Below are 17885 nucleotides of genomic sequence, written 5' to 3' on the forward strand. Positions count from 1 at the left end.
TCCAACGGCGCGCGCGCGAGTGTACGGGTCAGCTCTATCTCGACGAACAAATCCTCCGGGAGGAAGGCGTGCGTGATTTTGGCCGCTATCGTGTTCATCCAGATGTCGAGCCCGCAATCGACTTGTTCGTCGAAGCCGCAGGATCTGTCGAATAACTTTGCCAGCGAAATGGTGTAGCCATTCTCGCCCGGATGCTTTTCGGCCGTAGAACTGGCACTCGCATGCGCAGGGCGTCCGCTCTGCGCCTCTTCAGGAGATGACTCGCATGACTGCTTTCAGCCGCCGCAAATTTCTTGGATCTGTTGCTGCAACCGTGCCGCTTGCTCTCGCAGCGGAGCGCGCATTCGGTCAAAGCATCTTGGGGCCCCAATCGGCCATCTCGGCAGAAATAACCCGGGAAACGACTTGGGCTTTTTTCCGAGCCTTCTATCAGGATTGGAACAGCGGGATTCCAAGCCGTTGGCTCGCGCGTCTGGCTCAATCGAGCGCACTGTCGTTTTCTGATGCCACCGTTAATCTTCTCTTCCAGGGAATCAACGCCCTCACCCCCGCAGTCAATCAGCTGTTTAGCGGCGAATTGCAGGTGCTTGGCACCACAAACACTGCCACCCCCTTCTATGTTACGGGCGACATTAACTTCGGCGCTATCGTTGAGCAGGTCAGCCTTCGCAACACCTTTTTTTCTACGAACGGAGGGACAGAACAGAGGGTATTTGATTTCGACAATGGCCTGGTTGTAAGGATGACAGACTACTGGGATTCCAGAGAACTAGGCGAATCCGACATTGTTGGTCCTGCAGTCACTCAGGGTGTCGTATTTCCAAATGCTCCAGTTCACCCTGGCGGAATCCCCCACTCCTCAAGTGCTCTTGCAGCACCCGGAAAACTTGCGCTAACGACCAGTGCGACGGGCCAACCCTCTGCATCTCCGGAGATGATCGACTTCGCGCAACGGTTTCACTCCGCTCTCGTGAGCGGCAACCCTACCTCGATCCAATCGTTCTTCACTGGCGATGCGATTTACGTCAATCCGTTGCTTCATCAAGGTCCCGTTCTCTATGGGAACTACGACCAGACGATACAGATCCAGGGGCTCGAACTAATTTCCAAACTATTTTTCACACTTCAGGGAGTGCTTCCAGATTGCACCGGCTCCACTCTCGTGCACATCGTCGGCGGGCAATCCGGCGGTGGCTTTGAGTGGAAGGCTGGAGGTCAATATTCCAACACTGGTTTGAATCGCAATGGCCTTAACGGATCCACATCCTTAGACCTATACAACGGCAAGATTCGCCGGATGTCAGTGAAATTCGACACCTACCAACTTCAACAATCGTCCTATGACTTCATCCGAGCGACGCTGCTTGCCGCTGGAATCGTAGATCAAAACCTGCAGAGTTCGTAGCAAGGATAGCCAACTGTTCACATCGTGAGCGTGTAGGTCGAAGGGAGTTTTGCACTCCGTCCACTTACGGTTGGATCGCCGATGAGGACCTCGCCTCCGAGCCAAAGGTCAAATTACTGATTCGCTTCATGCGAATTGGGGAATTACGGGCGCGTCATAAAACCAATGCCCTGTAACACTTTTCATCAAATGGGCGCGCCCTCCTCTTCGGCATGTTTACTCTTGCCAAGAAAACTTGCCGTTAGTTCAATCTTTGAAAAAAAAGAATATTGGGGGAGCGCAATTGGGACGATCGATTGCAAGCGAGATAAGTCCCGGCACATCGCACGGGACAGATGCGCTCTAAGGATGGCCCCGACAATGAAGACAAATCGAGTGATCTGCTATAGAAATCCTGGACAGAAATGAGTGCTAGTGTTTCGACGCGCGTTTGCCTTTGAGGGAGGTGGCGATGAAACGCAAACAGTACTCGGTGGAACAGATCGTGGCGGCGCTCAAGCAGGCCGAGTTGGGCATGCCGGTGGCCGATCTGGTGCGGCAGTTGGGGATTTCGGAACAGACGTATTACCGCTGGAAGAAGCAGTACGCGGGCCTGGGGTCGAACTAGGTCCGCGAACTGAAGCAGTTACAGGACGAGAATGCACGGCTTAAGAAGCTGGTCGCCGAGCTCAGTCTGGACAAGGCGATCCTGCAGGACATCGCCACAAAAAAGTGGCCCCGCCCGCGCTGAAGAGGCAAGCCGTGGACTACATCGTCGGTCACTACGGCCTCAACACGCAGCAGGCATGCCGATTGATCAAGCAGGCGCGCAGCACGCACTACTACCGCAGCGTCAAAGATCCCCAGACGGCGCTGCGCCAGCGTATGCACGAGATCGCCCAGACGTGTGTCCGATTTGGCTACCGGCGGGTGCATGTGCTGCTCAAACGCGAAGGCTGGCGCGTGAGCCGCAACCGAGTCTATCGGCTGTATGCAGAGGAACAGCTGCAACTGCGCTCGAAGCTGCCTAAGCGGCACAAGATGGTCGTGTCGCGCCGAGAGCGTTGCGTACCGAGTCACCCCAATGAGGTTTGGAGCCTGGACTTCGTGGCCGACCAGTTGGCCGACGGCACGCGCCTGAGAGGTGGCGCCGTTCGTTCGGACAGTTTTCTGAGATTTTTAAGTGGAATGCCCGAGGCAATCATGCTGCCGATTTGATCGCAGGCAGCGTCGCGAAGTATGCCTCATCCGGCGTCTGATCCGCCAGGCTCGAATGGGGCCGTTTCCGGTTGTACAAGCTGATGTACTCGCCGATGGAGCGCCGGGCATGGCTGACCGACTCGTACGCCTTCAGGTAGACCTCTTCGTACTTGATGCTGCGCCACACTCGCTCGACGAATACGTTGTCCCGCCAGCTTCCCTTGCCGTCCATCGACAGCCGGACGCCTCGGCCCAGCACGGCTTCCGTGAACGCATTCGCCGTGAACTGACTGCCCTGATCCGTATTCACGATGTCGGGCGGCCCGTACCGGGCGAACGCTTCTTCAAGCGCTTCAACGGCATGCACCGTTTCAAGCGTGATTGCCACTCGATGCGCAAGAACCTTCCGGCTCGCCCAGTCCACCACCGCCGTCAGGTACACGAAGCCTCGCGCCATCGGAATGTAGGTCGTGTCCAATGCCCACGCCTGATTGGCCCGGTCGATCTTCATGCCGCGCAGCAGACGCACCAGCATCCGCGCGCCGGCAAACGGAAACTCCATGTGCAGTTCGTCGATCCGCCGCATCAACAACTGATCCGCTTCGCTCACCGGCTGTGGCCGGTAATACACGCTCGATCTCGCGATGCCGACGAGCCGAGCCTGCTGCGAAACCGGCAACGCATGCGAACGGTCAATCATCGCTTTGCGCTCAACAATCCTGCTTTCGTGAGCGCGCCTTCTAAAAAATCGTTCTCCAGCGTCAACTGCCCGATTTTCGCGTGCAGCGCCTTCAGATCTACCGGCGGCTCATTCGAGAGCGTGCCGGCCACGCCGAGCACGTCTTCCGCACGCTCCTGCAACTGCCGTTTCCATTCCCTGATCTGGTTCGGGTGGACATCGAACTGCTGCGCCAATTCGGCCAGAGTCCGCTCGCCCTTGACTGCCGCCAGTGTCACTTTCGCTTTGAACGCCGCTGAGTGCGTCCGTCGGGTTCTCTTCGTCATCTTCCGGGTTCCTTTGCCGGCATTATCGCTGGCTCAGACCCCGGGCGTTCCACTTATCCGCCTGTCCGATTTCGCGCGGCCACCTCTGTACTTCGTCGCCCCGACGACTTTGTGTCAAAAATCGAAGGGCGTGCGCCTCGGTTAGGAAAGCTACATCTTCAACGAATCAATGAAGACTTTTTTCCCGGCACGATAGGTATATACGGAAATGGCGCCGTGCTTGATGTCCCCATGTTCGTCGAATTGAATTTCACCAATGACACCGCGATAATCAGTCTGCGGCAGCGCCACGACGATTTTGGCAGGATCGGTCGAGTTTGCGCGTTTCATAGCATCAACGACCACATAGACCGCATCGTACGCAAATGGCGCATATAACTGGATTGGTTCATGGAAGCGAGCTTCGTATTTCTTCTCAAACGCTGCGCCCCCAGGCATCTTCTCGATAGCAATTCCCGGTTCTGAGCAAATTACATTTTCAGCAGCGCTCGAAGCCAAGCTCGCCAATTGTTCCGTGCAGGCCCCGTCTCCAGCCAGAATTTTTGCCTTGATGGCAAGTTGGGCGGCCTGCTTGGCGAACGGCCCAACAGTGGCGTCCATCCCGCCGTACATGATGGCATCCGGCGCTTCCGCTTTTATCTTTGTCAGGATCGCACGAAAGTCAATTGTCTTATCGCTGGTCGCATCCCGCGATATCACCGTCACGCCGAGCGCCTTCGCTTTCTTGACGAATTCGTCCGCCAGCCCCTGCCCATATGCAGTCGCGTCGTCCACAACTGCTACGCGTTTAAGCTTTAACGTATTCGAGGCATAATCGGCCAACGCTGGTCCCTGTTGAGCGTCCGTTGCAACCACACGAAATGTGGTTTTGAACCCTTGCAGGGTATATTGGGGATTCGTCGCAGACGGCGAGAGCTGCGCGATTCCCGCGTCGCTATATATCTTTGCTGCAGGAATGGACGTTCCCGAATTACCGTGTCCGACAACCGCAACAACTTTATCGTCAACAAGTTTTTGTGCGACCTGCGTCGCAGTTCTTGGATCGTTTGCGTCGTCTTCAGAATCGAGCTCAAGCGTAACTTTGCTACCGGCGACTACTAGCCCCTTCGAGCCGATTTCTTCCAAAGCGAGCCTCGCACCGTTCTCCGCATCTTTCCCCGCCCGCGCGCTCGCGCCCGTCAGTGGTGCAGCGAATCCGATGCGCACGACCTGATCAGCAAATGCGCTGGTCATTTGGGTTGAAAGAATTGCCGCCATCACAATGGCCAAAAAAGCATTTTGTTTAACCGTATTCACGATCTCTCCCTCAAGAAACGTTATCCTGCAGTTCACATTTTAATATGCAATCCTATATAACAACCGCAGACTCAGAATTTCACAGCCAAATCGACCAGTCTCCGCATGCCGCGCTGCGAGACCTTGGAGGCCTCAGAAAACTCCCGTCGCCGTTGACTTTTTATAGCCGCCCTGCTGCGACGATCCGCTTGAGGAATTCTCTCGTGCGATCTTCTTGGGGATCTCCAAAGATCTGTTCGGGCGGACCTTGTTCAAGGAGATGTCCCTGCTCAAGGAACACGACGAGGTCAGACACCTCTCGAGCAAAGTGCATTTCATGTGTCGCCAGCAACATGGTCATTCCGTCGCTAGCCAGATCCCGGACGATATTGAGAACCTCGGCAACCAGTTCTGGATCGAGCGCAGAAGTTATCTCATCCAGCAGCAACGCCTGCGGTTTCATCGCAATCGAGCGAACAATTGCGACTCGCTGCTGCTGTCCGCCGGACAATTGATCCGGATAGTAATTTGCTCGATGGTCAAGATTCACCCGGCGCAGGAGCGCATGCGCATCCTCCTGGGCCTCCGCTTGACTCGTACCGAGCAGCTTGACTGGTCCCAGCGCGATATTTTGCAGCACCGTCATGTGCGGGAAGAGGTTGTACGATTGAAATACCATCCCTACCTTTCGACGCAAACGGTTCACGTCGACACCTGGCCCAGATACGACGTCGCCCCCCACTCGAACCTGCCCATCATCAATAGTTTCAAGCGAATTCAGGCAACGAAGCAAGGTGGACTTCCCGCAACCCGACGCGCCAATCAACGTTACCACCTGATGCCGCTCAACATTGAGGTTGATGCCTTTCAGAACCTCGTGCTTCCCATAACTCTTTTTTAGTCCGACGAGCTCGATAAACGACATTATTTTCTCCCCAGCCGGAGCGCAACACCTCGCGACAGCATCCAGTCAACAAAGCGGGTTTGAGGAATTGTGAAGATGACGAACAACACCGCAACAACAGTGACCGACGACAGGTTGAAGTTCGCCGAGGCATAGAACTTCGCCTGATTGAACGCATCCATGGTTCCGATGATGTTGACGAGCGAGGTGTCCTTCTGAAGCGCGATAAATGCACTGAGCAGAGGCGGAATGACGCGACGAACAGCCTGCGGAAGAATGACGTAGCGTAATGTCTGCGCGTAGGAGAAGCCGAGAGAGCGCGTTGTCGACCATTGCGACATATGAATCGACTCGATCCCCGATCGATAGATCTCGGCTACATATGCGCTGAACGTCAAGGTCAGCGCCAGAACCGCGAACCACTCCGGCGGCAGATCGCTAAGCACCGGAATCTTCGCGATAGGGAGGCCGAATCCCACCAGATACAGCACGATGATAGCGGGAACCGCGCGCATAGTATCGATGTAAGCGATCGCGAGAGCGCGTACTGGTCGGCCGGCACGGCCTGGCACCATGCGGGCCACCGCCAGCGCCAAGCCGAAGACGAGCACGAAACATTGCGAAACCACCGCAAGCCAGACGTTCATACCAAACGCTCGCAGTACGTCGAGGCTACTGTCCTGGATGAGATCCCACCGCAGGAACGTTTTCTCGATGCTTGCGTCGTTCATCGTAACGATCAGGACAAGCGCGATTCCGATCGCCAGCGCAGTCGCGAGGCTGAACGAAATTAAAGCATCTTGCCGAGCGATTTCGGCGCTCGCACGCGCTGCCAGCGTCTCACGCAGCCTGCTCTCCTGTGCACTTTTCAAGGAGGCTTTGACCGAACGAAACGCAAACCAGAGCACAGATGCGCCAGCAAGCACGCCCGCGGTACTAAGCACCAAGCCAATCGTATGTCCGATCGAATGGGCCTCAGTGTGACTCGTCGCAACACCACCGATACTGCCCACTGCAAAAAGCAGAACCAGTGACAATGCGAGAGAGGCAAATGCCAAGGCACGGCTAGGTGGCGCAGGGCTAAGTGCGTCCGGAGAAAAGACATCCGGGTTTGCAGGGCTGGCGGTAATCATTTGACGCTCCAGACCGGTACCGCGTTTGGATCGACTCCAAACATCGGTTGAAGATAAGTAGTCGACAGTTGTTGCACGGAACCATCGGTGACGAGTTCTCCGACCACCTTGTCAACGGCGTCTGTGTTAGCCGAACCGCGCGGGGTAATGACGCCGTAGCCCTGATTCAGCGCGTATTGCCCGGTAACACGCAGCGCACCATTCGACTCTTTTATCTGACTGAGGGCGAGCGTCGTGTCCGTGATCACGGCGCCGACCTGACCCGCGACCAGCGCCGTAAACATATCGGTCTGACTCTGATAGACCGAGACCGCTTTCGGCTTCAGGGTGTGCGCCACCCACTCAGCACCGACATTCCCCTGGAGCACACCGATCCGCTTGGTGCGGATGTTTCCCTCGGTTACATCCGCCGACGCCCTGATCGCAACGCCAAGGTTCGAGGAAAAGTATGGACGCGAGAAATTGAAAATCCGTTTGCGTGCGTCCGTAATAGTGGTCGAAGACAACGCGATGTCGTAGCCGGTAGCCGTGCCGGAAATATACTGGTCCCACGCCATGTTCCTGATCTTGACGTGGTGCAGGCCGGCTCGGTACGCGATATCTGCGGCCAGGCAGTATTCAAAGCCGCCTTCAATGGTGTTCGGGGAAGTACCGTTCCACCAGCCTGGATTGGGTAGAACCGTCGCAACGGTCAGCGTATCCTTATCCAGCGTCGTGAGCGAAACGCTGTTTGGCTTGCCCGTCGGCTTGCAGGAGCCGAAAGCATAGCTGTCCGCCGCGTGTGCCGGGCACGACAGGACAACGCCGGCAAGCGTGAGAGCCGAATAGAGAAACCTTCGGGTGGTGTTCGAGGGCATGCTCATCGTAATTTCCTTGAGATTAAACGGTTGGCGCGGATGTCCGGCCGCGTGCGTGGAGCGCGCACTGCGCTGCAAATGCCTTAAACAACATGTCGACATGCGTTAGGTCGGCATTCGAGTCTTCCGGATGCCACTGCAGACCTACTCCCCAGGAGTCGCTGAGCTCAATAGCCTCGACGACGCCGTCAGGCGCAACTGCCGAGACGATCAGTCCCTCCCCCAGTCGGTCGGCAGCCTGGTGATGCGCAGACTGAATGCCAATCTCTCCATCGCCTAAGATTTCTGCGAGCTTCGTCCCGGGCAAGATCCGTACGGGGTGTTCCGTCATAGCGGAGTTGTCTTCCGCGACGTTGTGAATGGTGCCGGCACCGACGTCCTGAACCAACGTGCCACCGAGCGCGACATTGAACACCTGCATACCACGGCAAATTCCCATTACCGGCATCCGGGCAGCCACGGCACCGCGTACGAGCGAAATCTCGAATTCGTCTGCGCGCGGATTTATCCCGTACACGCAACTGTTTTCGACCTCCTGCCCGTACATTTTCGGATGGACATCGGAGCCGCCGAGCACGATCAGGCCGTCGTATTCATCGATGAGTTCGGCAGGCGACGTGGTAGACGAGGTCGCGTTGACGATGACGGCGGTCACACCCGTGCCGTCGAGGTGCTTCAGTGTGTTATCCGCGAGGTTACGGATCGCCGAATTCAAGATTGCAGTGGCAAAATCCGAGTCGAAGGATCCGGAGACGAGGACCCGGGGTGCAGTTGCCGCATGGGAGGCGTTTTTCTGTGTCATGACGAAAATGTGATAAGGTTGATCACGTCACAAAACTATATCATTTAGAGTTTATGACTAACAAACTTTCTGTCTCGTCGTTTACCCCAGTAAGTGGGCAAAGTGCGCCTGAAGCGATCGTGCGTCGGCTCACCGAAGCCATTACCTCAGGCGAGCTCAAGCCCGGCGACAAGCTGCCGCGTGAAGACGAACTCGCCCGGTCGCTTGGCGTCGCGCCAATGACCCTGCGCAATGCGCTCGCGTCGCTGCGTGAATTCGGGCTCGTCGTGACGACCCGTGGGCGGTTCGGCGGATCATTTGTCGCGAGTGACATTGGCGAACGGTTGAGGAAGGCGGCGCAAACCAGTTCAATGACTGCACAGGAGTTACGCAGTCTTACCGATTGGCGTCGAGCGATTTCTGGTGAAGCTTGCTATCTGGCAGCCGAACGCGGCGCCGCGCGCGACTTCGAACTCATCCAAGAAGCTGCAGCCGAATTTCTGCGCTGCGCTGCCGACGTCGCACCGCGACGGATGGCTGATGCACGCCTGCACACCTTGATAGCCGAGGCGTCGAGATCCGCCGACCTGCTGCGTGAGGAGATCCAGATTCAGGAGAAGTTGAATATTCTGATTCTTCCTCAGCCCACACCCAGGCTTGCCAAGGACACGGCGTCGATGCAGCATGACGCCCTCATTTCCGCAATCATCAGCAGGAACCCGGAAGCCGCACGTAGAGAAATGCTTGTGCATGTGGAGTCGACGTATGACTGGAGCAGTAGCATGTCGAAAGCGTATCGGACGTAAGGTGGGCTAAACATTGCCGCAAAATCGGTCTTGCAGCGTCGGACGCCGAGCGCGTTGATTCATTCGTTCACCCTGGCCTGGGAGGGGATCATCGAGTCCGACGGCGCTTCGCCGCGTGCACGGCGTGTCAGTCGGAAGAAGACATAGCCAAGTGCAACGACGCCGACAAACAGACCCGCAAGCACCGGATAGAACCACACCATGCTTGCCAGGGCCACGAAGATGCCAATTTGTGCGAAGGCCGGCACGAACGGGTATCCGGTCAGTGCGGTACACGCCGTCGAAACGCATCCCAGCGCCTCGCCGCGAGCCCAAACCGCCAACGTGTGGTCCAGATCATCGACAATGATTTCAAGCGCAATATTTTTCATAATTGCGCTTTCCGACTCCGACAGTTCGGACGCGCGCTGCTTTCGAATCAGCGCGTCCAGGCCCACGCGTGTGGTCTTTTCCTACCTTCCCGTAGCGCTGATCGCCCTTTTGGGGTCTTCGTTGGCGATGTTCTCACTCAACGGAGGGCCGCGGAACCGGTTGCGAACCCCTGCACCCCACCAGAGCAGGAGCAGAATCACCGACATCCCGATAGCCATGTAAAGCACCTTCTCGTTTGGCGGACGCACACCCGTGAACACCAGGATGGCGCCACCAATTACGGCGAGTATCCCTACAGGTCGTGAGAGCGACTTGAGATCAAATGGTCCCTTCCTTGACCAGTGGCGGCCTTCCGCCAGGACGCCCGCCGCGGTCGGCATGATGTACGACAGGTAGAGCAACACTGCACAGCCCGTGGACAGCACGACAAATGCATCTCCGTAGAGAGTCGCAGCCATGGCGAGCAGCGCGGTCACCCAAATACCCGGCCCCGGCGTGCTGGTGCGCGGGTTGATACGTCGAAGCCAACTTGAGCCAGGCAGCCCCCCGTCACGAGCAAATGCGTACATCATGCGCGACGTCGACGTCAGCGCTGCCAACGCGCAAAGGTAGTTGATGACGAAAATTGCTACACCCAATGCGACGCGCAGCCAACCTGGCAACGGTGCGAGCAACGCAGAAAAGAAATCACCATTCTGTTTCACGCCTTGCGCGATATCCGGCATCACAAGCACAAAGGTGCAGATGAGGACGTACCCGAAGATCCCGGACCAAATCACCGAGGTGATAATGCCCTTCGGCACGGTGTGGCTGGCATTGTGAGTTTCTTCTGCCGTGTGTGCCGACGCATCAAAACCAGTGATCGTATAGACCGTCAGCAGCAACCCCGAAAGAAATACGCTCACAGTGCTACCGTCCTGCGGCCACGGACTCCCCTCTTTGCCAGTGAAGTTCGTGAATGTGAAAAGCCGGCCAAAATCCAGATGTGCGGGCGCGGACCACAGCAACGCGGCGATGAGCACAACAACCACGAGGAAAATCAGCCAACCGGACAAGTCGGTGAACCGGGTTGTCAACCGCGGGGCGTACTGGTTGAGTAGCGCCTGTGTCGCGATGCACACCGCAATGAAGGTGGTTTGCGTGCCCCACCCCAATGCGTCGACCTTCACTCCCAGCAAAGGCGCGATGAACGACCTGAAAAACGGGTCGTAAAGCCCGAAGTCGATCGAGGCCACCGCGAAAATCAGGCCAATCAGGTTGAACCACGCCGTGGCCCATCCCCACCCCTTACCGCCAAGAATGGAACTCCAGTGATACAACCCGCCGGCTGTCGGGTATGCGGACGCAATTTGCGCCATGGCGAGCGCGACGACAACAGCAAACAAAGCGCCCACCGGCCAGCCCAACCCGACTGATATCCCGCCGCCGGCGCCAAGTGCCTGTGGGAACGCAGTGACCCCACCCGCGAGCACGCAAATGATTGCAAACGAGATCGCGAAGTTCGAAAAGCCACTCATCCTTCGTGACAGTTCCTGCTTGTAACCGAGGCTCGCAAGCAACCTTGCGTCCTCGTCACCGCTCGCCACCCCTTCAACATTGTCCGAAGCCATAGTTTTGCGCTCCTGATTCGCACCTACGCACAGCAGCTGGCTCGTTGCCGAGCCTCCCGTGACTGCGGGCGTTCACTTACAACGCCAGTTTTTGCCCGAAAGCCGATCAAGATGAGCAATCAGTCAAGGCACTATAGCCCGAACAAAAAAATTTGCAACAATTTAATGCCCGAACAGTCTAATAATTTACCCGAACAGTCACTTTTGTGCAGAAATTCGCCATTTGCCAGCCTGCATCGAATCCGGTGCCTTAGCGTCCCGTGAGCATTTGCATAGCTTCAGCGTGCAACTCCGCGGTGGATGCAGCCAGGATGTCGCCTTTGAAGTCGTCGGTAATCGGCTCCCCAGACCACGTCGTTACAACGCCCCCCGCACCCTCTATCACCGGTGTTAGCGCCATAACATCGTGAAACTTAAGGTCCGCTTCCACGACGAGATCCACGTGGCCGGAGGCGAGCAACGCGTAACCGTACGAATCAGTTCCAAACCGCGTGATCCGCACCACCTGGGAAAGCAACTCAAACGCGGCAAGCCGGTTTCCGGAAAACATTCGCTGGTCAGTCGCACAAAGGCGCGCGTCAGCGAGGCGCCTGCATTGACTCACTGAACACGGTTCGCCGTTGAACGTCGTGTAGCCGCCGTGACCGATCCATCGCTCACGCAGCGCAGATATTTCAATCAATCCGAGAATCGGCCGGCGGTCGCGAAGCACCGCGACAAGCGTTCCGAATAGCGGGATTCCGCAGATAAAGCTCTTTGTCCCATCAATCGGGTCGATCACCCAGTTGATACCGGATGAAATCGTCCCCCCGTGCTCCTCGCCAACCAGGTTGTGCGACGGAAATCGCGAAGCAATCATCTGTCGCAATCTCTCTTCGATCTCCCGGTCAGCTATGGTGACGGGTGTTTCATCCGACTTCGTGATGACGTCAAGGCTCGACCGGAAGTACGTGAGCGCAATCGAACGCGCTTCGTAACCCAGTAGCTCGAGGAATTGACAAAAGTCGGCCATAGACATGCTGCCCTCCACTATGCACAAAGAGACGATGGCGCGAATCACAGAAACGCCCAGCTTTTTGTCTTACTGGGACGCTCCGCCAGGCGAGCGTCAACTCAATCAATCACGTTGATGCGGCGATTGCCTTTTGCACCGCTCGATGCGCAGCCGTGTAGATTGCAGTGAATTCCGTCGCGTCAAGCGACGCGCCCTCGATCAGCGCCCCATCGATGTTCGTCTCAGCGAAGAGGTCCACTGCATTAGCTATTGGCAATCTAAATTTGCTTGTATAAGAAGCATTCCTATACAGTTAATACGATGAGCAAGATTACTCCACCAACCTTTGCCTATCTCCAGCCTTTCGACCTAGTTACCGCTTCAGCAAAGCGGGCCTTCCATTCACCCACCGTCGCTTTGTCTTGGCACGGGTGGAAAACCGTCGATGCGTTTTTGTACTCAGGCAACGCCGATCCGAGGCCCATCGAGGCAAGCGCTGCGCAACCGAATGCGGTCAATTCGTGGAAACGCTGCGTCACAATCGTTCGTTCGAGGACATCAGCAAGGAACTGGACGAAATACACATTTCGCCCCAACCCACCGTCGACCGACAGCCGGTCAGTGACGTTCACACGATCCATCATCGCGGCGATGACCTCTGACGTGCACAGTGCAACACCTTCGAGAAGAGCCTGACAAAGGTCGCCCTTTGTCGTCGATGCGCACATGCCAACCCATAGCGCCCCAGCGCCACGATTCCAGTGCGGACACGCCAGGCCGGATAGCGCCGGCACGAATGCAAGTCCTTGCGAGATGGCCGGCGGCGTCTCGAACGTCGAAATCTCGGACAGGTCGGAATACAGACCCAGTCTCCCTGCCCACTCCACAGCCGAGCTCGCGTCATAGACGCCGCCATCGAGCGCATAGGTGATGTCGTTTCCAATCCGCCATGCGACAGTGGGGAGCAGCCCCTGCTCCGGGGCGCGAACGATCTGGTTTCCGGTCAAGGTCAGTGCGAATGCACCGGTGCCAAAGGTAATTTTCGCGTCGCCCGTTTTTCGGCACCCGTGCCCATATAACGCCGCTTGCTGGTCGACGATCGAAGCGGTCACGGGAATCGTCCCAACGCTCCCAAACTCGCCGACGGTTGGCCGAATCTCCGGAAGGCACTCGAGGGGTACGCCGAACAGGCGGCACAGGTCCTCGTCCCATTCGCCTCTTTCAAGGTTCATCAGGGACGTACGAGATGCCGTGGTGGTGTCCGTTTCGAAGCGCCCCGTCAGACGGTCGAGAAAGTATGCGTCCGTCGTGCCAAGGCGCAGCGTGCCGGCTCGCTGTGCCTGCTTTACGCGATCGTTATGTGTCAGCAGCCATGCGAGCTTCGACGCCGAAAAATACGGGTCGAGCGGCAAACCGGCCCGGGACAGTGTCAACTCTTCCGCGCCATGTTCTCGGAGGTTCTTCAACAGGTCTGCCGTCCGGTTGTCCTGCCACACGATCACCGGCGACAGTGCTTCGCCTGATTCAGCGTCCCAGGCAAGGCAGCTTTCTCCCTGATTATCGATTCCGATGGCGTCAATCGTGCCGGCTGCTTCAATGCACGCATTCAGGTTCGAGAGCAGTTCTTCCGGCGAATGTTCGACCCAACCTGCCTTCGGATGATGCTGCCGATGGCGCACGGAATGGACAATATCCGCCCCTCCGTTGCTGTCGGCTACCAGCACGCGAGTGCTGGTCGTGCCCTGATCAATTGCTGCAATTCGCATCGCACCGGCTCCTCTCTGTCAACTCGTTACGGCAACTGCCCCTGCACTGCTATGCGAAGCGTGTCCGTGTTATCCGGGATCTCAAGCTCGTTCAGCGGAATCAGCAGGCGCCTCTCCGGAAGCAATGACATGTTTTTCTCCCACAGCGGTTTGCCGCCCGCGGTCAGACTGAGTGTGCCGCGGGCCTCGTGGTCAACGCGAACCTGCAGGTACTCCAGCCCGCGCATGGACATCGGCAGCACCAGTCGCTGCGGCATCACAAGCTTGATGCCGTCTGCGCGCTCGATAAGCGTCGTGCGGCTGGTATGGGGGATGCTGCCCGCCAGGTCGTCGGCGACGATGTTGCCGATACGTTTGCCTTCCCGGAACGACCAGCCCGCAGTCTCCAGCGGCCGCAGCACGTTACCGGCCGCATAGTAAGTGGAGTCCGAGCAACGCCCGAACTGATCGACCTGCGGACCCTTCGTGCCGTGGTCCAGCACCAGATGGCTGTTGCGGACCAGCGTCGCCTCAGGCGTGAACCGGCCAGTGAAAAGAACGCCATCGCATTCGACCTCGCGAATCGAACCATCGCGCGACCGCAGGCGGACCGACTCCACCCGCTTGGTGCCACAAATCTCTTCGAGATGTGTGCCGTAGTGGACCGGGATGCCACACAAGCGCGGTAACATCGCGAGCGGTTTGTACGTTGTCGGCCTGTCGTTTTCCTCAATGATGCCAACCGGCTTGATCCCGGCGTTCCTGCAGGTCAGCACAGCAGAGATCGCAACCAGTTCGGTACCGACGATAAGCGGGCGACGGAACGGAATCAGGTGGCGCAGGTAAACGAACGCCTGGAGTGCCCCCGTATTGAAGACCCCAATCGGGCGGTCGCCCGAGACCAGACGCGCGGACCGAGGCGTTTCACGCACACCCGTCGCAAGGATGATTCGCTTGGCTGCTGCGGTCGTGCGTCCGCGTGCATCAACGATCTGCAGACGTGCATCGGGCTCCATCCGTACGACCGTCGTGCCCGTATAGATCTGCACACCATGTTCTTCAGCGTACCGGGCGAGGCGTGCCGCGTACGCCGGCCCCGTGTACACGCGACCAAATTCCCGCATCCCAAATGGCGGATGGCCGCAGTGTCTGGGCACGCCGCCGAGGACTGGCTCACGTTCAATGATCGCGACCTTTGACACCCCCCGTTTGCCCAGCGCTACCGCCGCAGCAACGCCCGACGGTCCCCCGCCGATGACGATGACATCCGCCTCGATTGCATTACTCATGACTCACTCCAACCGAAAGCGGGTTCTCAAAACGTCCTGCGGTAATTTCAGCGACACGCGCACTGCAGTAAAAGCCCTGGCAACGCCCCATGCAGGCTCGGGTACGGCGTCGCAAGCCGCCAAAATCGCGGGCAGGTACGCTGCCCTCCAGAGCAGCCTCGATCTCCCGACGGGTCACGAGCTCGCAGTGACAGACGATCTCATTGTCACCGGGACGCTCCCAGTCACGCTCTCGATGCTCCGACAGATTCGGCATCTGCGGCCAAACCGGATTTGCAGGCGGTCTTTGACGTACGCCCGCGCTGCCAAAAAGCCTGAATGCATGCTGCGCCAGCCCCAATGCCGCGGTCAGCCCGGTCGAGCGGATTCCACCAAGCGCGATGTATCCGCGCTCCCCGTCCATGTGGACGCGGTATTCCTTCTTCTCGGTGGCGGGGCGAAGCCCCGCATAGATTGCATTGACCGGAATATTTGCCAGACCGGGAACGAGCTCTGCTGCCTTGGCGACCAGCCCATTCAGCGTCGCCTCGTCGACGCCCGCGTGAACGCGGTCCTCCTGTTCCTCCGCCGTTGGACCGACCAATACGTTTCCAAAGGCAGTTCTGACGACCACAACGCCTTTTGTCCGTTCCGTCGGTACAGGCAAGAGGATCGTGCGGATGAGCGACGCAGCGGGCTTGTCGAACACGACAAATTGCCCCTTTCGGGGGCGAATTTGAAACGACGCAGTGCCCATGAACGCCCGCTCGACCTCGTCCCCAAACAGGCCAGCGCAGTTGATGACGAAGGACGCATGAAACTCGCCCTTCGTGGTGTGAATCTGCCACTCGTTTCCGATTCGGGCAGCCGCCGTGACCTCAGCACCAAACACGGCCTCAGCGCCGTTCTGCACTGCTTGCGTAAGGTATCCGAGCGGTGCTGACCAAGGGTCGATCACGTGTTCGCGTGGAACAAAAAGGCCTGCCTTGACGACCGGATTGATGTGCGGTTCTCGACGCAGAATCTCGCCACGGGTGACACGACGAACATCACTGACCCCGTTCTGGCGGGCCTGCGCCTCGATTCCGTCCAGCTTGGCAACTTCCTCGTCATTCCATGCCGCGACCACTGCACCCGTCTCGAGAATCGCGAGATTCATGTTCGGGGCGATCGTCATGTATTCCTCGTAGCCCGCCTGCATGCAGGCGACCTCGAGGCTGCCAGGAGGCGCATCAAACCCCGTGTGCAAGATCGCGCTGTTGCCTTTGCTGGCACCGGACAGAATATCCGCCCCCTTTTCCAGCAGGAGCACGCGGGCGCCTTCAAGCGTAAAGCGCCGCGCGACGGCACAACCGACGACGCCAGCGCCAATGACGACGACATCAAACAGCTCGGCCGCATGCTTTCCCACAACACACCTCGTCAATACATCACCAATGCCTGAACGGTAATTTGTAATGCCCGAACAGTCAATAAATCAAGGCTAATATTAGGGAAACCACTTATGCCTTGCCCGAACAGGCCGATCTACTTGACTCGATGTCACCGGGCGCGCAGGATTCCTATGTGACGCCTAGACGTCGTCATCATCCGTACCCAGAAAGGATTCCGCCAAGCAATGAAACCATTGGAAAGACACGCAGCCATCGTCCAGTTGGTGCGTGATTCGGGCAAAGTGACCGTAGATTTCCTCGCTGACCATCTGGGCACGTCCAAGGAAACCATCCGGCGCGATTTGACCGAGTTGTCGCTTCGAGGGCAGATCCGGAAGTATCACGGGGGAGCCGAACGCCTCGACCGGGCTACGGAAGGCGAATTTCGTGCCCGTTTGCACGAACAGCCCGAAGAGAAACGCGCAATCGGCCGCCTCGCGGCATCTCTCTTCGACCGCGATGACACGCTGTTCATCGACACCGGCACGACAACGCTTGCGTTTGCCGAAGAACTCGCCGCGCGGCCTTCCATGACGATTGTCACGAACTCGCTGGCAATCACCCAGACGATGGCCCGGAGCCCGGAGAAACATCGTGTCTTCCTGATCGGAGGCGAATTTCTCGAGGAAGCATCGGAGAATGTCGGACCGCTTGCAGTCGAGCAAATCGGTCAATTCACTGCGCGCGACGCTGTCATCACGGTCGGTGCGATTGACGCATCAGGGGCAATGGACTTCGAGTTGCGGGAAGCGGAAATTGCGCGTGCGATGATTGCGCAGGCAAGGCGCGTCACCATTGTCGCGGATGACACCAAACTCAACAGAACTGCACTCTTCCGAGTCTGCCAGCTCAATCAGATTCATCGTCTTGTGGTGAACACTTACCCCGAGCCGCATCTTGCTGAGACACTGACCACTGCCGGCGTAGAGATTCTCGTACCTGGCAAAGAACGCAAGGTGGCTTGAGTCGGGGACGCAAGACCTCAGCCAAACAGCCGACCTCATGGCCAAAAGGTGGTTGGTACGTCTCACTGCTTGCGGAACGTATCCTCTCCTGGGCGCCAAGTGCAGTGCCGGCGCAAGCCGCAGTAGTTCGAGAAACCCCGTAAGGTCAACGCC

Annotated in this window: 15 protein-coding genes and 2 pseudogenes; 4 read left to right on the forward strand and 13 right to left on the reverse strand. The window is 57.8% G+C overall.

Annotated features, from left to right (window positions below):
- The first annotated feature begins 265 nt into the window (after positions 1-265).
- Positions 266-1405: a nuclear transport factor 2 family protein gene (locus tag FAZ69_RS03165; RefSeq protein ID WP_136892518.1), complete on the forward strand. Its 1140-nt coding sequence runs from the start codon at positions 266-268 to the stop codon at positions 1403-1405.
- Positions 1406-1856: 451 nt separating this feature from the next.
- Positions 1857-2524 (forward strand): annotated as a pseudogene (locus FAZ69_RS03170) (transposase); the annotation flags it as partial.
- Positions 2525-2585: 61 nt separating this feature from the next.
- Here FAZ69_RS03170 and FAZ69_RS03175 read toward each other — a convergent pair.
- From FAZ69_RS03175 to FAZ69_RS03200, 6 genes and pseudogenes are all read right to left on the reverse strand, one after another.
- A pseudogene (locus tag FAZ69_RS03175) lies at positions 2586-3589 on the reverse strand (IS3 family transposase).
- Positions 3590-3739: 150 nt separating this feature from the next.
- Entirely contained in the window at positions 3740-4846 is a 1107-nt protein-coding gene (locus tag FAZ69_RS03180) for a branched-chain amino acid ABC transporter substrate-binding protein (RefSeq protein ID WP_136892863.1), read from the reverse strand.
- Between the two features lie 199 nt (positions 4847-5045).
- The gene (locus FAZ69_RS03185; RefSeq protein ID WP_136892519.1) at positions 5046-5789 is read right to left on the reverse strand and encodes an amino acid ABC transporter ATP-binding protein; all 744 of its coding nucleotides are present in this window, start codon (positions 5787-5789) and stop codon (positions 5046-5048) included.
- Complete coding sequence (locus FAZ69_RS03190) at positions 5789-6901, reverse strand: amino acid ABC transporter permease (RefSeq protein WP_136892520.1); 1113 nt, start codon at positions 6899-6901, stop codon at positions 5789-5791. Before FAZ69_RS03190 ends, FAZ69_RS03185 begins: the two co-directional genes overlap by 1 nt.
- Positions 6898-7764, reverse strand: a complete 867-nt coding sequence (locus FAZ69_RS03195) for an ABC transporter substrate-binding protein (protein WP_206171168.1) — start codon at positions 7762-7764, stop codon at positions 6898-6900. Before FAZ69_RS03195 ends, FAZ69_RS03190 begins: the two co-directional genes overlap by 4 nt.
- 16 nt (positions 7765-7780) lie before the next feature.
- A complete protein-coding gene (locus FAZ69_RS03200; RefSeq protein WP_136892521.1) occupies positions 7781-8560 on the reverse strand; it encodes a gamma-glutamyl-gamma-aminobutyrate hydrolase family protein in 780 nt (259 codons plus the stop codon).
- A 53-nt stretch (positions 8561-8613) separates the two neighbouring features.
- On the opposite strand from FAZ69_RS03200, the gene FAZ69_RS03205 reads away from it, so the two are divergent.
- Positions 8614-9345, forward strand: a complete 732-nt coding sequence (locus FAZ69_RS03205; protein WP_136892522.1) for a FadR/GntR family transcriptional regulator — start codon at positions 8614-8616, stop codon at positions 9343-9345.
- Positions 9346-9404: 59 nt separating this feature from the next.
- On the opposite strand, the gene FAZ69_RS33745 is transcribed toward FAZ69_RS03205, so the two are convergent.
- From FAZ69_RS33745 to FAZ69_RS03240, 7 genes are all read right to left on the reverse strand, one after another.
- A complete protein-coding gene (locus FAZ69_RS33745; protein ID WP_240702095.1) occupies positions 9405-9782 on the reverse strand; it encodes a hypothetical protein in 378 nt (125 codons plus the stop codon).
- 15 nt (positions 9783-9797) lie between these two features.
- Positions 9798-11327 carry an amino acid permease gene (locus FAZ69_RS03215; RefSeq protein WP_136892523.1) on the reverse strand — a complete coding sequence of 510 codons (1530 nt, stop codon included), beginning with the start codon at positions 11325-11327 and terminating at the stop codon, positions 9798-9800.
- Between the two features lie 250 nt (positions 11328-11577).
- A complete protein-coding gene (locus tag FAZ69_RS03220) occupies positions 11578-12345 on the reverse strand; it encodes an inositol monophosphatase family protein (protein WP_240702096.1) in 768 nt (255 codons plus the stop codon).
- A gap of 103 nt (positions 12346-12448) precedes the next feature.
- Positions 12449-12580 carry a triose-phosphate isomerase gene (locus FAZ69_RS34395; RefSeq protein ID WP_206171169.1) on the reverse strand — a complete coding sequence of 44 codons (132 nt, stop codon included), beginning with the start codon at positions 12578-12580 and terminating at the stop codon, positions 12449-12451.
- 91 nt (positions 12581-12671) lie between these two features.
- A complete protein-coding gene (locus FAZ69_RS03230) occupies positions 12672-14087 on the reverse strand; it encodes an FGGY family carbohydrate kinase (protein WP_136892524.1) in 1416 nt (471 codons plus the stop codon).
- Between the two features lie 26 nt (positions 14088-14113).
- Positions 14114-15355, reverse strand: a complete 1242-nt coding sequence (locus tag FAZ69_RS03235; RefSeq protein ID WP_136892525.1) for an NAD(P)/FAD-dependent oxidoreductase — start codon at positions 15353-15355, stop codon at positions 14114-14116.
- Positions 15348-16745 (reverse strand): NAD(P)/FAD-dependent oxidoreductase, encoded by a 1398-nt coding sequence (locus FAZ69_RS03240; protein WP_136892526.1) that lies wholly within the window; start codon positions 16743-16745, stop codon positions 15348-15350. Before FAZ69_RS03240 ends, FAZ69_RS03235 begins: the two co-directional genes overlap by 8 nt.
- Positions 16746-16952: 207 nt before the next feature.
- Between FAZ69_RS03240 and FAZ69_RS03245 the strand changes: the two genes are divergently transcribed.
- Positions 16953-17732 carry a DeoR/GlpR family DNA-binding transcription regulator gene (locus tag FAZ69_RS03245; protein ID WP_136892527.1) on the forward strand — a complete coding sequence of 260 codons (780 nt, stop codon included), beginning with the start codon at positions 16953-16955 and terminating at the stop codon, positions 17730-17732.
- Positions 17733-17885: the final 153 nt, after the last annotated feature.

The organism is Trinickia terrae (assembly GCF_005144415.1).
Lineage (GTDB): Bacteria > Pseudomonadota > Gammaproteobacteria > Burkholderiales > Burkholderiaceae > Trinickia_A > Trinickia_A terrae.